Annotated in this window: 10 protein-coding genes; 5 read left to right on the top strand and 5 right to left on the bottom strand. The window is 72.1% G+C overall.

Going from position 1 to position 15,911, the window contains the following annotated elements; all coding sequences use genetic code 11:
- Both AC1ROY_RS20140 and AC1ROY_RS20135 read left to right on the top strand, forming a co-directional pair.
- The gene (locus AC1ROY_RS20140; protein WP_493150660.1) at nucleotides 1-1,989 is read left to right on the top strand and encodes a hydantoinase B/oxoprolinase family protein; all 1,989 of its coding nucleotides are present in this window, start codon (nucleotides 1-3) and stop codon (nucleotides 1,987-1,989) included.
- Between the two features lie 67 nt (nucleotides 1,990-2,056).
- The gene (locus AC1ROY_RS20135; RefSeq protein ID WP_493150659.1) at nucleotides 2,057-3,049 is read left to right on the top strand and encodes a Bug family tripartite tricarboxylate transporter substrate binding protein; all 993 of its coding nucleotides are present in this window, start codon (nucleotides 2,057-2,059) and stop codon (nucleotides 3,047-3,049) included.
- A gap of 1 nt (nucleotide 3,050) precedes the next feature.
- Here AC1ROY_RS20135 and AC1ROY_RS20130 read toward each other — a convergent pair whose 3' ends face one another.
- Nucleotides 3,051-4,430, bottom strand: coding sequence for an MmgE/PrpD family protein (locus AC1ROY_RS20130; RefSeq protein ID WP_493150658.1), 1,380 nt, complete (start codon nucleotides 4,428-4,430; stop codon nucleotides 3,051-3,053).
- A gap of 99 nt (nucleotides 4,431-4,529) precedes the next feature.
- Between AC1ROY_RS20130 and AC1ROY_RS20125 the strand changes: the two genes are divergently transcribed.
- Nucleotides 4,530-5,522 carry a Bug family tripartite tricarboxylate transporter substrate binding protein gene (locus AC1ROY_RS20125; RefSeq protein WP_493150657.1) on the top strand — a complete coding sequence of 331 codons (993 nt, stop codon included), beginning with the start codon at nucleotides 4,530-4,532 and terminating at the stop codon, nucleotides 5,520-5,522.
- Between the two features lie 6 nt (nucleotides 5,523-5,528).
- Here AC1ROY_RS20125 and AC1ROY_RS20120 read toward each other — a convergent pair whose 3' ends face one another.
- The 4 genes from AC1ROY_RS20120 to AC1ROY_RS20105 are packed head-to-tail and all read right to left on the bottom strand — an operon-like array spanning nucleotide 5,529 to nucleotide 12,389.
- Complete coding sequence (locus AC1ROY_RS20120) at nucleotides 5,529-7,676, bottom strand: putative bifunctional diguanylate cyclase/phosphodiesterase (protein ID WP_493150656.1); 2,148 nt, start codon at nucleotides 7,674-7,676, stop codon at nucleotides 5,529-5,531.
- A complete protein-coding gene (locus AC1ROY_RS20115) occupies nucleotides 7,669-10,593 on the bottom strand; it encodes an ATP-binding protein (RefSeq protein ID WP_493150655.1) in 2,925 nt (974 codons plus the stop codon). Before AC1ROY_RS20115 ends, AC1ROY_RS20120 begins: the two co-directional genes overlap by 8 nt.
- Before the next feature lie 8 nt (nucleotides 10,594-10,601).
- Nucleotides 10,602-11,768: a TRAP transporter substrate-binding protein gene (locus AC1ROY_RS20110; protein WP_493150654.1), complete on the bottom strand. Its 1,167-nt coding sequence runs from the start codon at nucleotides 11,766-11,768 to the stop codon at nucleotides 10,602-10,604.
- Between the two features lie 39 nt (nucleotides 11,769-11,807).
- The gene (locus tag AC1ROY_RS20105; protein WP_493150653.1) at nucleotides 11,808-12,389 is read right to left on the bottom strand and encodes a helix-turn-helix domain-containing protein; all 582 of its coding nucleotides are present in this window, start codon (nucleotides 12,387-12,389) and stop codon (nucleotides 11,808-11,810) included.
- Between the two features lie 642 nt (nucleotides 12,390-13,031).
- Between AC1ROY_RS20105 and AC1ROY_RS20100 the strand changes: the two genes are divergently transcribed.
- Together AC1ROY_RS20100 and AC1ROY_RS20095 are read left to right on the top strand one after the other, a co-directional pair.
- A complete protein-coding gene (locus AC1ROY_RS20100) occupies nucleotides 13,032-15,185 on the top strand; it encodes an ATP-binding protein (RefSeq protein ID WP_493150652.1) in 2,154 nt (717 codons plus the stop codon).
- Complete coding sequence (locus tag AC1ROY_RS20095; RefSeq protein ID WP_493150651.1) at nucleotides 15,182-15,880, top strand: response regulator transcription factor; 699 nt, start codon at nucleotides 15,182-15,184, stop codon at nucleotides 15,878-15,880. The genes AC1ROY_RS20100 and AC1ROY_RS20095 overlap by 4 nt, the downstream gene beginning before the upstream one ends.
- Nucleotides 15,881-15,911 lie beyond the last annotated feature (31 nt).

Raw genomic sequence — 15,911 nt, 5'->3', positions numbered from 1 at the left:
ATGGCGATCGACAAGGTCACGCTGGAAATCCTCGCCAACCACACGCGCGCCGCGGCCGAGAACATGGCCTACACGCTCTACCGCACGGCGCATTCCACCTTCGTCAAGGAGACGGAGGACTTCACCATCCAGCTGCTGGACCGCAACGGCTACACCGTCGCGGTGCCGCTGGACCTCGGCGCCACCTGGTATCCCGGCCTGGACTACAGCCAGGCGATCCCGATGGTGGAGGGCGGCTACAAGCCGGGCGACATCGGCTTCACCAACGATCCCTATTCCGGCTACCTCTCGACCCACACGCCCGACCTCAACATCTGGAAGCCCATCTTCCACGAGGGCGAGCTGATCTGCTTCTGCTCCGGCCATATCCACAACACCGACATGGGCGGCGCGGTGCCGGCGAGCCTGTCGCGCGCGCTCACCGAGATCCACCAGGAGGGCATCCGCTTCGCGCCCTCCAAGCTCTACCGCGAGGGCGTGCTGAACCAGGAGCTCGTCGACGTGATGATGCTCAACGTGCGCAAGCCCGAGCAGAATCTCGGCGACCTCAAGGCCTTCGTCGGCGCCATGAACACGGGCGAGCGCAAGGTGCGCGAGATGATCGCCAAGTTCGGCGCGGCCACGCTGACGGAGGGCATGGGGGCGCTGCTCGACTATGCCGAACACCAGGCGCGCAACATCCTGAAGTCCATCCCGGACGGGGAGTACTTCTTCGCCGACTATGCCGACGAGGACGGGCCGGAGGGCTATCCCGCGCGGCTCTGCGTGAACCTGAAGATCCAGGGCGATTCCGCCATCCTGGACTTCACCGGCACCGACCCGCAGCTGACCTCCTCGCTGAACGTGCCGACGGGCGGAAATCCGCACCACACGCTGATGCTGGTGGGCGTGTACTACGTGCTCTACTCGCTCAACCCGGGCCTGCTGCTGAACTACGGGCTGGTGCGCCCCTTCCACTGCATCCTGCCGGAAGGGACGATGGTGAACCCGGCCTTCCCGGCGGCGGTGGGCATGCGCAGCCTGACCTGCGCGCGGCTGCGCAGCCTGGTCTTCGGCGCCTTCGGCCTCGCCATGCCCGAGCGCATGCCGGCGGCGCCCGCGGGCTCCAGCTCCATCGTCAACGTCATGACGCATGACGACCGCACGGGCGAGGCGCTGATTGCGGCGGTGAATCCGGTGGTGGGCGGCGGTGGCGGCATGCCGCATGGCGACGGCACGGACGGCTCGGGCGCCGATGCGGCCTATCTGAAGAACACGCCCATCGAGATCACCGAGGCCGAGGTGCCCATCCGCTTCCGCTGCTATGGCCTCGCCTCCGGCACGGGCGGCGCGGGCCGCTGGCGCGGCGGCATGGCGACGCAGATGGAGTTCCAGGTCTTCACGCCCAACACGCGCATCACCGCGCGCAACCGTGACCGCTGCCGCTTCCAGGCCTGGGGCATCCTGGGCGGCAAGGCCGGCAAGGCGTCGGAGATGATGCTCAATCCCGGCCGGGCGGACATGAAGCTGCTCAACAACATCGACACCTTCACGGCGGGCCCCGGAGACATCATCCGCATCACCTCGCCCGGCGGCGGCGGCCGTGGCGACCCGCTGGAGCGGGAGCCTGCGCGCGTGCTGCGCGACGTCGTCTGCGCCTACATCACGCCGGCGGCCGCGGAGGCCGACTACGGCGTCGTCATCCGCGACGAGGTGGTGGACGAGGCCGCGACGGAGGCGCTGCGCAGCAGCCGGCGGACCAACGAGCCGCATCCGCATTTCCACTTCGGTGCCCAGCGCGAGGCCTTCGAGCGCATCTGGACGCCCTCCGCCTACAAGGCGATGACCGCGATCCTCGCGAGCCTGCCCATCCACTGGCGCTACTTCGTGAAGCGCAAGCTGATGGAGGCGATCAAGGCGGAGGGCAGCGGCGAGGCCGAGGTGCAGGCCGCCTGGCAGGTCATCGTGGATGGCTTGCCGCAATTGCGTCCCCGCATGGCGGCCGAGTGATTATAAAGAACAACAACAAGCCAGAGTCCGGTTGAACCCGTCGATGAGTTGAGAAGGTGCAATCGTCATGCCTGAGACCACCGGTCTGATCCACCGCCGGCCCCTGCTGCTCGGCGCTGCCGGCGCCCTGGCGGCGCCTGCGGTGCAGGCGCAGGGGACATGGCCCAGCCGTCCCATCCGCTTCGTCGTGCCGCTCGGCGCGGGCGGCGCGACCGATATCGTGATGCGCATCCTCGCGCCGAAGCTCGGCGAGATGCTGGGCGTGCCCATCGTCGTCGAGAACCGCGTCGGCGGCGGCGGCCTGGTCGGCACCGACAACGTCGCGAAGTCGCCGCCGGACGGCTACAGCTTCGTGCACGCGGCCGTCTCCTCGGTGGTCATCGCGCAGACGCTCTATGCGCGCATGCCCTATGATCCCGAGAAGGACCTCACCAACATCTCGCCGACGGTCTTCGTGCCGCTCTGCCTCTCCGTGACGAAGCAGAACCTCAACGTGACCTCCCTGCAGGAGCTCATCGACGAGATGAAGCGGCGCCCCGGCGCGCTGAGCTTCGCGAGCAACGGCACGGGCGCCACCAGCCACCTCGCCGGCGCCAACCTGCTGCGCCTCACCGGCTGCCGGGCCGAGCACATCCCCTACCGCAGCGGCGCCGAGGCCATCACGGCGCTCGTCACCGGCGACGTGCAGTTCGCCTTCGACATCGCGGCGCTGCACGGCCCCTACTACCGCGACGGCCGCATCCGCACGATCATGGCGACGCCCGAGCGCCAGCCGCTGATCCCCGACGTGCCGAGCAACGCCGAGGCCGGCCTGCCGGAGCTCAAGGCCTATTCCTGGTTCGGCATCTTCGGCCCCGGCGGCCTGCCGCCGGAGATCACCGGGCGCATGTCCGCCGTGATGGGCGAGGCGCTGGCCGATCCCAGCATCAAGGCGCGGCTGGACCAGCAGGGCATGCCGCCGATGCTCGGCTACGACCTGGCGCGCTTCAACGCCTTCATCGCCGAGGAGCGGCTCTTCTGGCCGCCCATCGTCCGCGCTTCGGGCGCGCGGACGGAGTAGGTCAGTCGAGGGCCGCCATCAGCTCGGAGACCCGCTCCAGCTCGCCGAAGCGCGCGAGGTGAGCGAGCGCGGCCTCCATCGCGGCCGGCGTCAGGATGCCGCCCGCGCAGTCGCGGAATTTTTCCGCGAGCTCGGCATCGTTCAGCGGCGCCTTGGGATGGCCGCGCGGATCGAGCACCGCCGCACGGCGCTCGCTGCCGTCGCGCAGCGTGACGACCACGGTGCCGCGCTCGAAGCTTTCCGTGATGGGACGATCGGCGGTCAGCTCCGGATCCACCACCATCTCCACGCAGCCGATGATGTGCGCCAGCTCCGGCCGGGCCAGCGCCGCGGGCGCGAAGCTGCCCTTGGTCAGCGTGCCCTCCTCCAGGGCGGCGGCCATGCAGTAGGGCAGGCTGAACCGGGCCTCGTTCGCGTCCCGGGGCGTGCGGTAGCGCAGGTTGGCGGCGGCGACCTCCGACACCTCGGCGCGGATGGCCGTGATGTCCTCCGCGCGCAGGCCGAGCGAGAGCAGCGCCTCCACCGGCCGGTGCGTCGAGGCGCAGCAGGGGTAGAATTTCTGCCAGGCGCCGTATTGCGCCATGGCGTCCGGCGCGCCGATCCTTTCCAGCGCCGCGTCGAGGCCGAAGACCTCGTGGCCCGCCATCAGCTCGATATAGCCCCAGCGCCCCTGCAGCGGCTCCTCGATGCCGGTCACGCCCGAGGCGGCGAGCTGCGCCGCGACGATCCCGTTCTTCGCCGCCAGCCCCGCATGCAGCGGCTTGGCCATGCTGCCGAACTGCCGCTTGGAGCCGCCGGCCATGCTGGTGGCGAGCGAGATGGCCATGGCCATCTTCCCGGCATCCAGCCCCATCAGCCGCCCGCAGGCCGCCGCCACGCCCATGCTGCCGATGGAGAGCGTCGTGTGCCAGCCGCGCCGGTAGTGCTCGAGGTTCATCGCCTCGCCGAGCCGCGCCAGCACCTCGAAGCCCACCAGGAAGGCGTCGAGCGCATCGGCGCCGGAGGAGCCTTTCGCCTCGCCGAGCGCCAGGATCGCCGGCACCAGCGCGGCGCTCGGATGCGAGAGCGCCGGGTCCAGCACGTCGTCGTAGTCGAGCGAATGCGCGGAGGTGCCGTTCACCAGCGCGGCCCAGGGCGCGGCCTGCGCGATGCCGCCGATCACGTGGCAGGGCCCGCTGCCCCATTCCGCGACGGCCCGGCGCGTGGCCACCGTGCAGGCCTCGTCGCGCCCTGCCACGATCACCGCCAGCGTATCGACGAAGGCGCGCCGCGCGCCGTCCAGGCTGCCGGCGGGCCAGGCGCGCGGCACCTCCGCGCACCAGGCCGCCAGCCGGGCCGTCCCGTCCTCGATGTTCCGGATCGCCGCTTCGCCGATATCCATGGGACGTTTTCCCGCGCTGCTTTGCTTGCCGGCCATGATAGCTATCGTGCCGGCGAAGCAGCAAGCCATGTCAGCCATTCCTTATAAGGCCAGAGCCGCATGACCGACCGCCTCCTCCTCCCGCGCCGCGCGATCGTCGCTGCCCCCCTGGCCGGCCTCGCCGCGCCGGCGGTGCACGCCCAGGGCCAGTGGCCGACGCAGCCCGTCCGCATCATCGTGCCCTACGGCCCCGGCGGCGGCACGGACGTCACCATCCGGCTGATGGTGCCGCGCATGAGCGCCTTCCTCGGCCAGACCATCGTGGTCGAGAACCGACCCGGCGCCGGCAGCACGCTGGGCACCGACTACGTGGCGAAATCGCCGCCGGACGGGAGCGTCTTCGTGCACGGCACGCTCTCCTCCACCGGCATCGCCCAGGCGCTCTACCCGAACCTGCCCTACGACCCCGTGCGCGACCTCGCCGCGGTCGCACCCACCGTCTACGTGCCGCTGACGCTCTGCATCACGCAGGCGCGCTGGAACGTGGGCAATGCGCAGGAGCTCATCCGGACGCTGCTCGCCAATCCCGACCGCTACCAGTACGGCTCCAACGGCGTGGGCGCGACGGGCCACCTGGCCAATGCGAACTTCGTCACGCGCATCGGCGCGCGCGTGGAGCACGTGCCCTACCGCAGCGGCGCGCAGACGCTGGCGGCGCTCATCTCCGGCGAGATCCAGTTCGTGCAGGACATCTACGGGCTGCTGCGGCCCTACCACCTCTCCGGCCAGGTGAAGTGCGTCTTCGTCACCGCCGACCAGCGCACGCCGCTGATGCCGGAGGTGCCGACCATGCAGGAGGCCGGCGTGCCGCCCTACGACGCCTATTCCTGGTTCGGCCTTTTCACGGCGGCCGCGACGCCGCGCCCCATCGTGAACCGCATGGCCGCCGCCGTGGAGGACGCGCTGAGCCAGCCCGAGATCGCTGCGCGCTTCGAGGAGATGGGCACGCCCGGCATGAAGGGCTGGACCCCCGAGCGCTTCGCCCGCTACGTCCAGGACGAGGTCGTGAAGTGGGGCCCCCTGGTGCGCGCCTCCGGCGCCCGCGTGGACTGAGCGGATTCAGCGCCGGGCGAGATACGCCTCGGCCTCCTGCGGCGTCAGCGGCTTCGCGATCAGGTAGCCCTGCATGATGTCGCAGCCATGCGCGGCCAGGTAGTCGCGCTGCGCCTCGGTCTCCACGCCCTCGGCCACCGTCTGCATGCCGAGCCCGTGCGCCAGGCCGATCACCGTGCGCGCGATCGGGTTCGGCACGCCGCCCGTGCCGATGTCGCGCACGAAGCGGCGGTCGATCTTCAGCCGGTGCACCGACAGCCGCGTGAGGTGCGCGAGCGAGGCGTAGCCCGTGCCGAAATCGTCCAGCGCGATCGAGACGCCGAGGCCCTCCAGCTCCGCCAGGACCCGCGCGATGCGGTCGGCGGCGCGGTCGAGCAGCACGGTCTCCGTCACCTCGATCTCGAGCCCGGCGGGCTCCACGCCATGCGCGCGCAGCTCGCGGCGCACGAAGCCGGCGAAGTCGGGCGCCAGCAGCTGCGGGGCCGCGACGTTCACCGAGACCCGGCCCGGCTCCAGCCCGCGCCCGCGCAGCCGCGTCACCGCCGAGAGGGCGAGGCTCAGCACGCGCGCGCCCAGCGGCACGATCAGCCCCATCTCCTCGGCGACCGGGATGAACTCGGCGGGCGGGACCGGCTTCTCGCAATCCGACCAGCGGGCCAGGGCCTCGAAGCCGACATGAGCGCCGTCGCCGAGGCGCACCTGCGGCTGCAGCGCGATCTCGATGCCGCCGGCCTCGATGGACTCGCGCAGCGCCGTCGCGAGATGCGCGCGGCGCGCCAGCATGGCGGTGATGGCGGGCTCGAAGAAGGCGGTGCCGCCGATGCCCTCGCGCTTGGCGTGGTAGAGCGCCGTGTCGGCGCAGCGGAACAGCCCGTCCGCATCCGCGGCATCGGCCGGGTAGAGCGCGGCGCCGATGGAGAAGGACGGCGAGAGCCGCGTCTTGCCGATCTGGTAAGGCCGCTCCAGCTCCTGCCGCAGCCGGCGGATGAAGCCGGCGGCCTGGGTCGCGCTGGCGATTCCGGGCAGCAGCAGCCCGAACTCGTCGCCGCTGAGCCGGACGATGGTGTCCTCGGCGCGGAGGAGGCCGCGCAGCCGGTCGGCCAGGGCGCGCAGCATCGCGTCGCCGCAGTCGTGGCCGCGCGTGTCGTTGACCGTGCTGAAGTGGTCGAGGTCGAAGAAGACGAGGCAGGCGGCGGGCGGATCGTCCGCGCGGCGCCCGGCGACGAGGCCGCCCAGCCGGCGCTGCAGCAGCGCGCGGTTGCCGAGGCCCGTCAGCGGGTCCTCGCTGGCGCGGCGCTGCGCGGTCTCGGCCATCGTCTTCACGCGCGTCACGTCGGTGCCGATGGAGATGAAGGAGCCGTTGGCGAAGCGCCGCGCGCGCTGCTGCAGCCAGCGGCCGTCCGGCAGCCGCAGCAGGCGGGAGGGGCCCGGCGTGCGGTGCGCCGCGATCTCGTCGCGCATCCACGCCTCGCGGGCGGCGAGGGTGTCGCCGGCATCGGGGTACTGGCCGTGCGCGAGGCCGGCGCGCAGCACGTCCTCCAGCCGCGCGCCGACGCCGATCCAGGGCGCGGTGCGGTCGAAGATGCGGGCATGGGCGCGGTTGAAGAGGATCGCGCGCTCGTTCCGGTCATAGGCGACGACGGCGTTGGGCAGCGCGTCCAGCACCTCGCGCAGCATCGTCTCCGCGGCGGTGCGGCGGGCGGATTCCAGCCCCATCGCGGCGTCCATCTCGCGCCGCGCGGTGATGTCCTCGAAGGTGCCGACCAGGCGCACGGGCCGGCCGTCCTGCAGCACGGCGCGGCCCGAGACGCGCACCCAGCGCCGGCGGCCGCGCGCGGTGACGAAGGGCACCTCGCGGTCCCAGGGCTGCCCCTCGGCGATGCCGAGAGCCACGGCGGCGGCGATCTCGCCGCGCGATTCCGGCGGGTAGAAGCCCAGCGCCTCGTCGACGTCCCGCTCGCCCTCGTCCGTTGCCTCGTGGATCCGGTGGGTCACCTGGCTCCAGCGCACCTTCCGCGTGCCGATGTCGACCTGCCAGGTGCCGATGCCGGCGATGGCCAGCGCATCGGCGAGGGGATCCTCCTCGATCGGCGCCGGAGGCCCGGCTGCGGCCGGCGGGGTCGCGGGCCGCCGGTCCTGCAGCGCGCTAGCCATGATGATGCATCGCGGGCTGGGGCTCGCGCGGGGCGCCGGAGGGGACCAGCGCGTCGAGATGCGGCTCCAGCGCCGTCGCGGCGGCGCGCCAGGCCTGCAGGGGCTGGTCGAGGGGGCCGCTCTCGCGCGCAGCGGCCTCCAGCGCGGCGGTCGCCTCCGCCAGCGGCTCCGCCCCCAGCGCGCGCAGCGGGCCGAGCAGCCGGTGCGCGGCCGCCGCCATTCCGGGGGCGTCCTGGGCGGCGGAAGGAAGGCTGTGCAGCCCTGCCCGGATCTCCTGGACGAGCTCGGCGATGACGCGGTCCGCGCCTGTGCCCAGCTCGGCACGGAGCTTGTCCAGGGCCTCGGCGGGCAGGGGCGTGGCGCCCCCCGCCTCGTGCCGGCGCCGCCCGATCTCGGCGACCGCGGCCAGCATCTCGGCGCGGTTGATGGGCTTGGCGAGGTGCGCGTCCATGCCGGCCGCGCGGCAGGCCTCCACCTGGTCCGTCATGGCCGAGGCGGTGAGCGCGATGATCGGCACGCGCCGCGCCTCGCCGGGCAGCTGGCGGATGCGGCGCGCGGCCTCGAGCCCGTCCATGACCGGCATCTGCACGTCCATCAGCACGGCGTCGTAGGTGTTGGCCTCGACGGCGGCCAGCGCCTCGCCCCCGTCGGAGGCGAGCGTGACCTGATGGCCGGCCTGCTCCAGCATGACGCGCGCCAGCGTGCGGTTCACCGCGATGTCGTCCACGACGAGGAGGCGCAGCGGCCGCTCGGCCTCCTGCGGGGCCGGCCGGGAACCGGCGGACGGCATCGGCATCGGCGGCACGGTCCTCGCCCTCGGGGCCTCGACGGCGGGCAGCGGCACCTCGGCCCAGAACATGGCGCCGGGACCGACACCGTCGCCCACCCCGATCTGCCCGCCCATGGCGGCCACGAGCTGCGCCGAGATCGCGAGGCCGAGGCCGGTGCCGACGCCGCTCTCCGTGCCGGCCTGGAGCTGACTGAAGTCGCGGAACAGCCGCTCGCGCTGCTCGGCCGGGATGCCGGGGCCCGAATCCTCCACCTCGAAGCGCACGACGCCGGGACGCTGCGTGGCGCGCAGCCGCAGCACCACGCGGCCGCCCTGCGGGCTGAACTTCACGGCATTGGAGAGCAGGTTGAGCAGCACCTGCCGCAGCCGCATGGCGTCGACCGAGACGGTGGCCGGCAGCGAGGCCTCGGCGTCGAGCGCGACGGCGATGTGCTTGCGCTCGACCTCGGGCATCAGGAGGGCGATGCAGGCCTCGGCCAGCGGCCGCAGCGGCGCGGGCGCCGGGCGCAGCTCCAGCTTGCCGGCCTCCGCCTTGGTGAGGTCCAGCAGGGTGTTCACCACATCGCGCAGATGCGAGGCGGCATCGTGCATGAGGCGCAGCCGCTCGCGCGTCTCGTCCTCGATGCGCGGGTCCTGCAGCACGATCTGCGCGTAGCCGAGCACCGCGTTGAGCGGCGTGCGCAGCTCGTGCGACATGCGGGCGAGGAACATGCCGCGCGCCACGGTGGCCTTCTCCGCGTCGTCGCGCGCGGCGGCGAGCTGCGTCATGGCGGCCTTGAGCGCGGTGATGTCGGTGCGGATGCCGACGGTGCCGCCGTCGGGCATGCTGCGCTCGGTGATCAGGATCCAGCGCCCGCCGGGCAGCAGCCGCTCGACGATCAGGCCGCCCGCGCGCCGCTGCTCCTGCAGCTCGCGGATGAAGCTGTCGATGTCGCCCTTGAGCTGCGGGTACTGGCCGCGCCGCGCGCCCTCGCGGACGATGTCCTCGAAGCGCGCCCCCTCCCGGATGAAGTCGGCGGAGAGGTCGTACATCTCGCGGTAGCTCTGATTGGAGACGATCAGCCGGTCCTCGGCGTCGAACATGACGAAGCCGTCGGTCATGCTGTTCAGCGCGCTCTCCAGCCGCAGGCGCCAGCGCAGCCGCTCCGCCTCCACCTTGCTGCGCTGCGTGACCCAGACCAGCAGCGAGATCATGAGCGCGACCAGCACGAGCGTCAGCGCGACGGAGAAGAGCGCCGCGCGGTCGCGGTCGTCGCGCCAGTCGGCCAGCACGGGGTCGAGGTCCATCTCGGCCACGATGCGGATATGCGGATAGATGGTGGACCGCGTGGCGGAGATGACCTCGCGCCCGTCGAGGCGGGACCTGCGGATCGCGGCGGGGCCGGGCTCCGGCGGGTCCGCGATGCGCTGGCCGAGCCGGGCATTGTCCAGCGGGAAGGAGGCGAGGAGGGTGCCGTCCGTGCGCTCGATCCAGACGCGCAGCCCCGGCGCCTCGCCGCCGGCGTTGAGCAGCGTGGCGAGCTGGGGCAGCGTCACCTCGGCGACGCCGTGAACCGCGCCGAAGCCGGGCAGCTGGAGCGCGCGGGCGAAGAAGAGCGAGAACTCGGCGGTCGCCGGGTTCAGGGCGGGGCCGCCGATGGCGAGCCCGCCGGCATAGAGGCCGGCATCCTCGTAGTCGGGCCCGAGCGGCACGGGGAGCCCGCGCCGGCGCGAGGCCGGCAGCGCGGCCGCGATGGGCTGGCCGTCGGCGCCGATCAGCAGCAGGTCGCGGAAGGCGAAGTTCTGGCTGTTGATCTGCCGCAGCGCGGCGTTCACGCCGGCGATGTTCAGCCTCTCCCCGTCGGTCAGCGGCGCCAGCAGCAGCGGCAGGCCGACCAGCGTCGCGTCCACCTGCACGAAGGCGCGGTTGACCGCGCCCTCGACCGAGCGGCCGACGCGGTCGGCCAGGCCGGTCGCGGCCGTGATGGCCGTGTCGCGTGCCTTGGTGATGAGCTGGGACACCGCCAGGACCTGGGCGACCAGCAGCAGGCTCACGCCGAGGATGATGGACAAGCGGATCCGGCGCGCGGGGCTCGGCATGGCCGCGGCGCCCGGGGGCGCCCTCTCCGCGTCGGGCAGCCTGGCCATGCTCGTGCTCATGGGCGCGCCGGGATGCCGATCGAGGCGGCGAGGCTCTCGTTCCAGGCGTCCGCGCAGCTCGGCCCGCAGCGCTCGATCCAGTTCGGCAGGACCACGTCGCGCAGCAGGGTCCGCCGCCGGCGCTCGTCCTCCTCGCTGACCGGGACGACCTGCATCCGCCCCGGCCGGCCGCCGCGGCAGGAGGGCAGGCCGGCGTTGCAGTCGAAGCCGTCCTCCGTCTCCTGCTCGGCCGCGGCCCAGATCTCGGCCTCCAGCTCGGCGATACCCTGGCGCAGGATCTGACGCAGGTCGGCCGGCAGGGCGTTCCAGCTCGGCCGATGGACGCCGAAGACGCTGAGGCCCCAGGTGATGGCCATGCGGTGGACGTAGCCGGTGACCTCCGACAGCCCGATGGCGTTGCCCGAGAGCGAGCCTGTGATGGCGCATTCCACCTGGCCGTTGCGCACCGCGTTCACGGTCTCGGCGAAGGGCGTCAGGACGGAGATGGCGCCGAGGGCGGCGATGATGTCGGCCTGGCCTACGTTGGAGGCCCGGATCCGGCGGCCGCCGAGGTCGGAGAGGCTCGTGAAGGGGCGCGTGCAGAACAGCACCTGCGCCGGATAGGCGTAGATGGCCAGGACCTCGATGTCGTAGTTGTTGGCGAGGTTGCGCAGGATGCGTGGCCGGTAGGCGCGGGTGTTCTCGCGCAGCCGCGCCATGTCCGGGTTGAGGATGGCCAGGTCGCCGCCGGCGAGCTCCGGCTCGTCAGCGGCGGCGACGGCGAGGAGGAGCGTGCCGAAGGGCACTACGCCGAGGCGCATGAGATGCAGCATCTCCGCGGCGCGGATGCCGCTCCGGTCGGAGGGCTCGATCTCGGCCGTCATCCGGCCGTGCGTGATCTGCGACAGCCGCTGCTGCCAGAAGGGCGCCTCGTAGCGCAGGTACTGGCTCACCCCGGCCAGGCCGCCGATCACCTTGATCCGGATGGGGCCGGGCTGGGCCGGCGGCTGCGGGGCCGTCCGGGCCTGGGCCGGGGCGCGCGAGGTCTGCGCCTGGGCGCCCGCCGCGAGGGCGCCCGCGGCGAGGATCAGGCCGAGGCAGGCTGCCAGCAGGGCGGCTCGCCCCGCGCTTCCGTGGCGGGCCGGGCCGTTGGAGGATGCCGCCGCAAGGCGCCGAATCTGCATGCCCATCTCGCCATGGTTGAGCGACGGCTCGTGAAATCACTAAGAGATTGTATCTTCGGGCTCGGGCTCGCGGTAGCGTCTATGTCCCGGCAGGGCGTAGAGTTTTGTCGCCGTTCCCGCGGTGGAATGGGCGAAGCTCCGGTTTGAGGATGCCGTGTTCGGGTCCTTGCGCTCGGGTGGGGGTATTTTGAATTCCTTCGCATGTTGATCCGTGGCGGGCGCGGCGGGGGCCTGGGCTGCCAGCACCGCCAGCACGTTCAGCATGGCATTCCGCAGCCCCGGCTCGCGGATCCGGGCCAGGTGCCCGAAGGCCGCGCAGGCATCGGCGAAGATGGGATCGTCGGGGCCGGGGCTGTCCGCGTCGGCGCCGGGATGGAGGTTCATGAGCAGCGCCGCCGGCGAGATGTCGAGCACCGCGGCGAAGCGCAGGAGCCGGCCGATCGAGAGCCGGGTGAGGCCGGTCTCGTACTTCTCGACCTGCTGCGGCGAGACGCCGAGGCCGGCCGCCACGATGCGCCGGGAGATGCGGCGCGCCTCGCGGATCTGCCGGAGCCTGACGCCCAGGGCGAGGTCGGCGGCATCGGCGCTGACGGGAGGCTCTCGAAGCTTCTTGGCGACCATGGCCGACACTCCTTTGCTCTCTGGCCCCGATGGCCCGGCGTCGGGGCGGACGGGGGGGCGGGCCTGTCGACCTGGAGGGGTTCCGGGCCGGCGGGATGGACCACCGTTCTTCGTATGTTAAGGAATGAAATGCCCGCAAAGGTTGTGCAAAGGGTGATATGTCGGGTTTTGTAGAGGCTCGGCCGAAGGGCGTCCTGCCGCCGGGGTATGGCGATTTTTCAGCAGGTTAGGGCTCGGTCCTCAGTGCGGGTTTCCGCCAATTGCCTTTGGTTGAGGGCGGCACGGATTTATTTTCGTTTGGAAGGGAACGCGTCGGTCCTTCCAACGTTACAACCTTCGACATCGCAATGTTTGTTGACTTCAAAGCATGCGAAGTTAACCTATGCACAAGGCGTAAAACTCGACAAAGCTCTTCTCATGCCAAGGAATGCAACCTATGCGGGCAAATGCGAGGCAAACAGCCGTATGGCGCGTGTTGCTCGTCCTCCAGCTCTGCTCCGGTTGAGTGCTCTCGGCGCGAGGATGTAAATTGTATTCTTGGGAATGAAAGGGATTGGACGTGGTTCGTCACAGGGTCGGGGGGCCTGATGTCTCCACGGAAGCCGGGGGTGGGGGCCAAGCACCAGTCCGGGATTTCCAGCCGTGAGCGCCGTCGCAGCAGCCCGGCGCGGCCCGCGCCTCACGGACGGCGCCGCCATCCACCTCGCGATGCTCGGGCTCTTCCTGCTGGGTGCCGGCGTCGCGATCGGAATCGCCTGGCGCGCCCTCGCCTCCAGTGACCGTCTCGCCCTGGAGCACGTGGACTCCCTCGCGCGGGTGGCCCGCGCGGGTGCCGGCGCCCAGGCCGAGCGCGCGGCCGATACGCTGCTGTCCTTCCAGACGCTGGCACAGTCCCAGCTCGTCGCGCGCTCCGGCCGGCTGGCCACGCCCGGCGAGGCGCTCGAGACCCATCTGCGCGAGATGATCCAGGGCCGACCCGAGCTCGCCGACCTCGTGCTGTTCGACGCCACGGGCACGCCGATCTGGTCCGCCGGCGCCGCGGCCGGGCCCCAGGCGCGCGGAACGGTGACCGCCTGCTGGGACCACCTGGGCGGGCCTGACGAGATCCAGGTCGGCCGTCCGCGCCGCGCGGCGCCCCTTCAGCAGCCGGTCATCTGTCTCCGCCATGCGCTCCGGAGCCCGGCGGGGGAGCTCGTCGGCTACGCCGCCGTCGTCTTCGACGCCGAGCAGCTCTCGATGCGCCTGCGCGAGGGGCAGGCCGAGAATGCCGGCGTCACGACGCTGCTGCGCGCCGACGGCGCCATCCTTGCCCGCAGCGAGAACCCCCGCCTGCATGTCGGCGCGGTCCTGCCGCCGCGCGCCATGGAGGCGCTGCTGGAGCCGCAGGGCCTGCGTCGGGTCGCCAGCGCGATCGACAGCCGGCCCCTGCACGCCGCCTGGCGCCGCATCCCCGAGACGCCCATGATCGTCGCGGTGGGCATCGATCCCACGCCCTATCTCGCGCAGGCGGCCAAGCGACGGCGGATGATCCTGTGGTTGCTCGCCGTCGGCGTGGCGGCGCTGCTGGCCGCCTGCATGGCGGCGGCCGTCTTCCTCGACCGCCGCCGCAGCCTCGCCGAGCTCGACCGGGTCCAGGAAAGCCTGGAGCGCGACGAGGCCGAGCACACCCGGATGCTCTCCACCTTCGAGCCGCAGCCGAGCGCCGCCTATCACGGCACGATCGACGCCGAAGGCTGGCTCTACGGCCAGGAGGTCGGCCCGGAGATGCTGCGGATCACCGGCGGGCCCGACCTGCCCGTCATGCCCGGCGGCCCCGCCGCGCGCCGCGCCTTCTTCCGCCGGGTGGCCGAGTTCGGCGAGCATGTCCGCGAGTACCGCCTGCGCATGCCCGACGGCTCGGGCCTCTGGATCCGCGAGCGCTGCCGCATCGCCGCGTGGATCTCGCCCACGGAGGCCGAGGTGGTCGGCGTCGTGACCGACATCGAGGAGGAGCGGCAGATGCGCGCGCAGACCGAGGCGGGCGCGCGCCTCACCGTGCTCGGCCAGATGGCGGCGAGCATCGCGCACGAGATCAGCCAGCCGCTCTCGGCCATCTCCATCGCGGCCGAGATCAGCCTCGCGCATCTCGGCGCCCCCGGCGATGCGCCGAAGGCGCAGCGCTATGTCGAGAACATCCTCCGCCAGGTGGAGCGGATGCGCGACATCGCCAGCCACCTGCGCACCTTCTCCCGCACCGATGACGGCCCGCTCGACGAGGTCCGGCTCGACGAGGTGGTCCAGGGCGCGCTGGACGTGGTGGGCGCGTCCCTGCGCAAGGACGGGGTGACGGTGGAGGTCGCCGACCTGCACGACCTCCCGCGCGTGCAGGGCCGTCTCGTCCCGCTGGAGCAGGTGCTGGTGAACCTCCTCGTCAACGCGCGCGACGCGATGGCGCATCTGCCGGCCGAGCAGCGCGTGGTCGCCATCTCCGTCGAGCGGCCGGGCGGCGCCGACTGGATCTCGATCTTCGTGCGCGACCACGGGCATGGCCTGCCGGAGGGCATCGTCCAGCACGCCTTCGAGCCCTTCTTCACCACCAAGCCGCCGGGCCTGGGCACCGGCCTCGGCCTCTCGATCGCCTATGGCACGATCCTGGGCTTCGGCGGCGAGATCACCCTCGGCAACCGGCCCGGCGGCGGCGCCGAGGTGGCGATCCGCCTGCGCCTCGCCTATCCGGCCGAGGCCGTCGAGCCGGCGCCGGAGGTCCAGCCGGTGCCCATTGCCCGGAGCCGCGCCGAGATGGGGCATATCGGATGACACCCCAGCCCCCCCGCATCCTCGTCGTGGACGACGACGCCGATTTCGCGCAGCTGCTCGGCGACTATCTCGGCCTGCACGGCTGCCAGGTGCAGGCCGCGCGGGACGAGCCGCAGTTCCGCTCGGCCGTCGCGGCCTTCGCGCCCGACCTCGTGCTGCTCGACCAGCGGCTCGGCCATGTCTCAGGGACCGACGTGCTGCGCGGCCTCCGCGCGGTCTCCGACGTGCCCTGCATCATCGTCACCGGCGCCTCCGAGACGATGGACCGCATCGTCAACCTCGAGATCGGCGCGGATGACGAGATGGAGAAGACCATCACGCCGCGCGAGATGCTGGCCCGCATCCGCTCCGTCCTTCGCCGCCGCCGCCGCGAGGGTGACGGGCCGGCCGAGCCCGCGCGCCCGAGCTGGCACCTGGACACCGAGCGGCGGGTGCTGCGGCAGCCGGGCGGCGCGATCTGCGCGCTCACCAATGCGGAGTTCGAGACGCTGCAGATGCTGCACGCGGCGAAGGGCAACCCCGTCAGCCGGGCGGAGCTGTGCCGGCAGGTCTTCGGCCGGCCCTTCCGGGTGGGGGACCGCGCGGTGGACACGATCGTGAAGAACCTGCGCCGGAAGATCGAGCCGGAGGCGAGCGAGTTCGTCTCGATCCAGGCGGTCAGGACCTTCGGCTACGTGTTCGTCGGATTTCCGTAGGTGGTCTGCGGGGGACTTCGTTCCCCGCAGA

The organism is Roseococcus sp. GW821-FHT12F05 (assembly GCF_058806835.1).
Note: the sequence above shows the minus strand (reverse complement) of the source record. Positions and strands in the feature narration are given on the sequence as shown.

What these genes read in the sequence shown, in the direction of transcription:
- AC1ROY_RS20140 (WP_493150660.1), top strand. Translation starts at nt 1, where the DNA reads ATGGCGATCGACAAGGTCACGCTGGAAATCCTCGCCAACCACACGCGC.
- AC1ROY_RS20135 (WP_493150659.1), top strand. Translation starts at nt 2,057, where the DNA reads ATGCCTGAGACCACCGGTCTGATCCACCGCCGGCCCCTGCTGCTCGGC.
- AC1ROY_RS20110 (WP_493150654.1), bottom strand. Translation starts at nt 11,768, where the DNA reads ATGCAGATTCGGCGCCTTGCGGCGGCATCCTCCAACGGCCCGGCCCGC.
- AC1ROY_RS20105 (WP_493150653.1), bottom strand. Translation starts at nt 12,389, where the DNA reads ATGGTCGCCAAGAAGCTTCGAGAGCCTCCCGTCAGCGCCGATGCCGCC.
- AC1ROY_RS20120 (WP_493150656.1), bottom strand. Translation starts at nt 7,676, where the DNA reads ATGGCTAGCGCGCTGCAGGACCGGCGGCCCGCGACCCCGCCGGCCGCA.
- AC1ROY_RS20125 (WP_493150657.1), top strand. Translation starts at nt 4,530, where the DNA reads ATGACCGACCGCCTCCTCCTCCCGCGCCGCGCGATCGTCGCTGCCCCC.
- AC1ROY_RS20115 (WP_493150655.1), bottom strand. Translation starts at nt 10,593, where the DNA reads ATGGCCAGGCTGCCCGACGCGGAGAGGGCGCCCCCGGGCGCCGCGGCC.
- AC1ROY_RS20130 (WP_493150658.1), bottom strand. Translation starts at nt 4,430, where the DNA reads ATGGATATCGGCGAAGCGGCGATCCGGAACATCGAGGACGGGACGGCC.
- AC1ROY_RS20095 (WP_493150651.1), top strand. Translation starts at nt 15,182, where the DNA reads ATGACACCCCAGCCCCCCCGCATCCTCGTCGTGGACGACGACGCCGAT.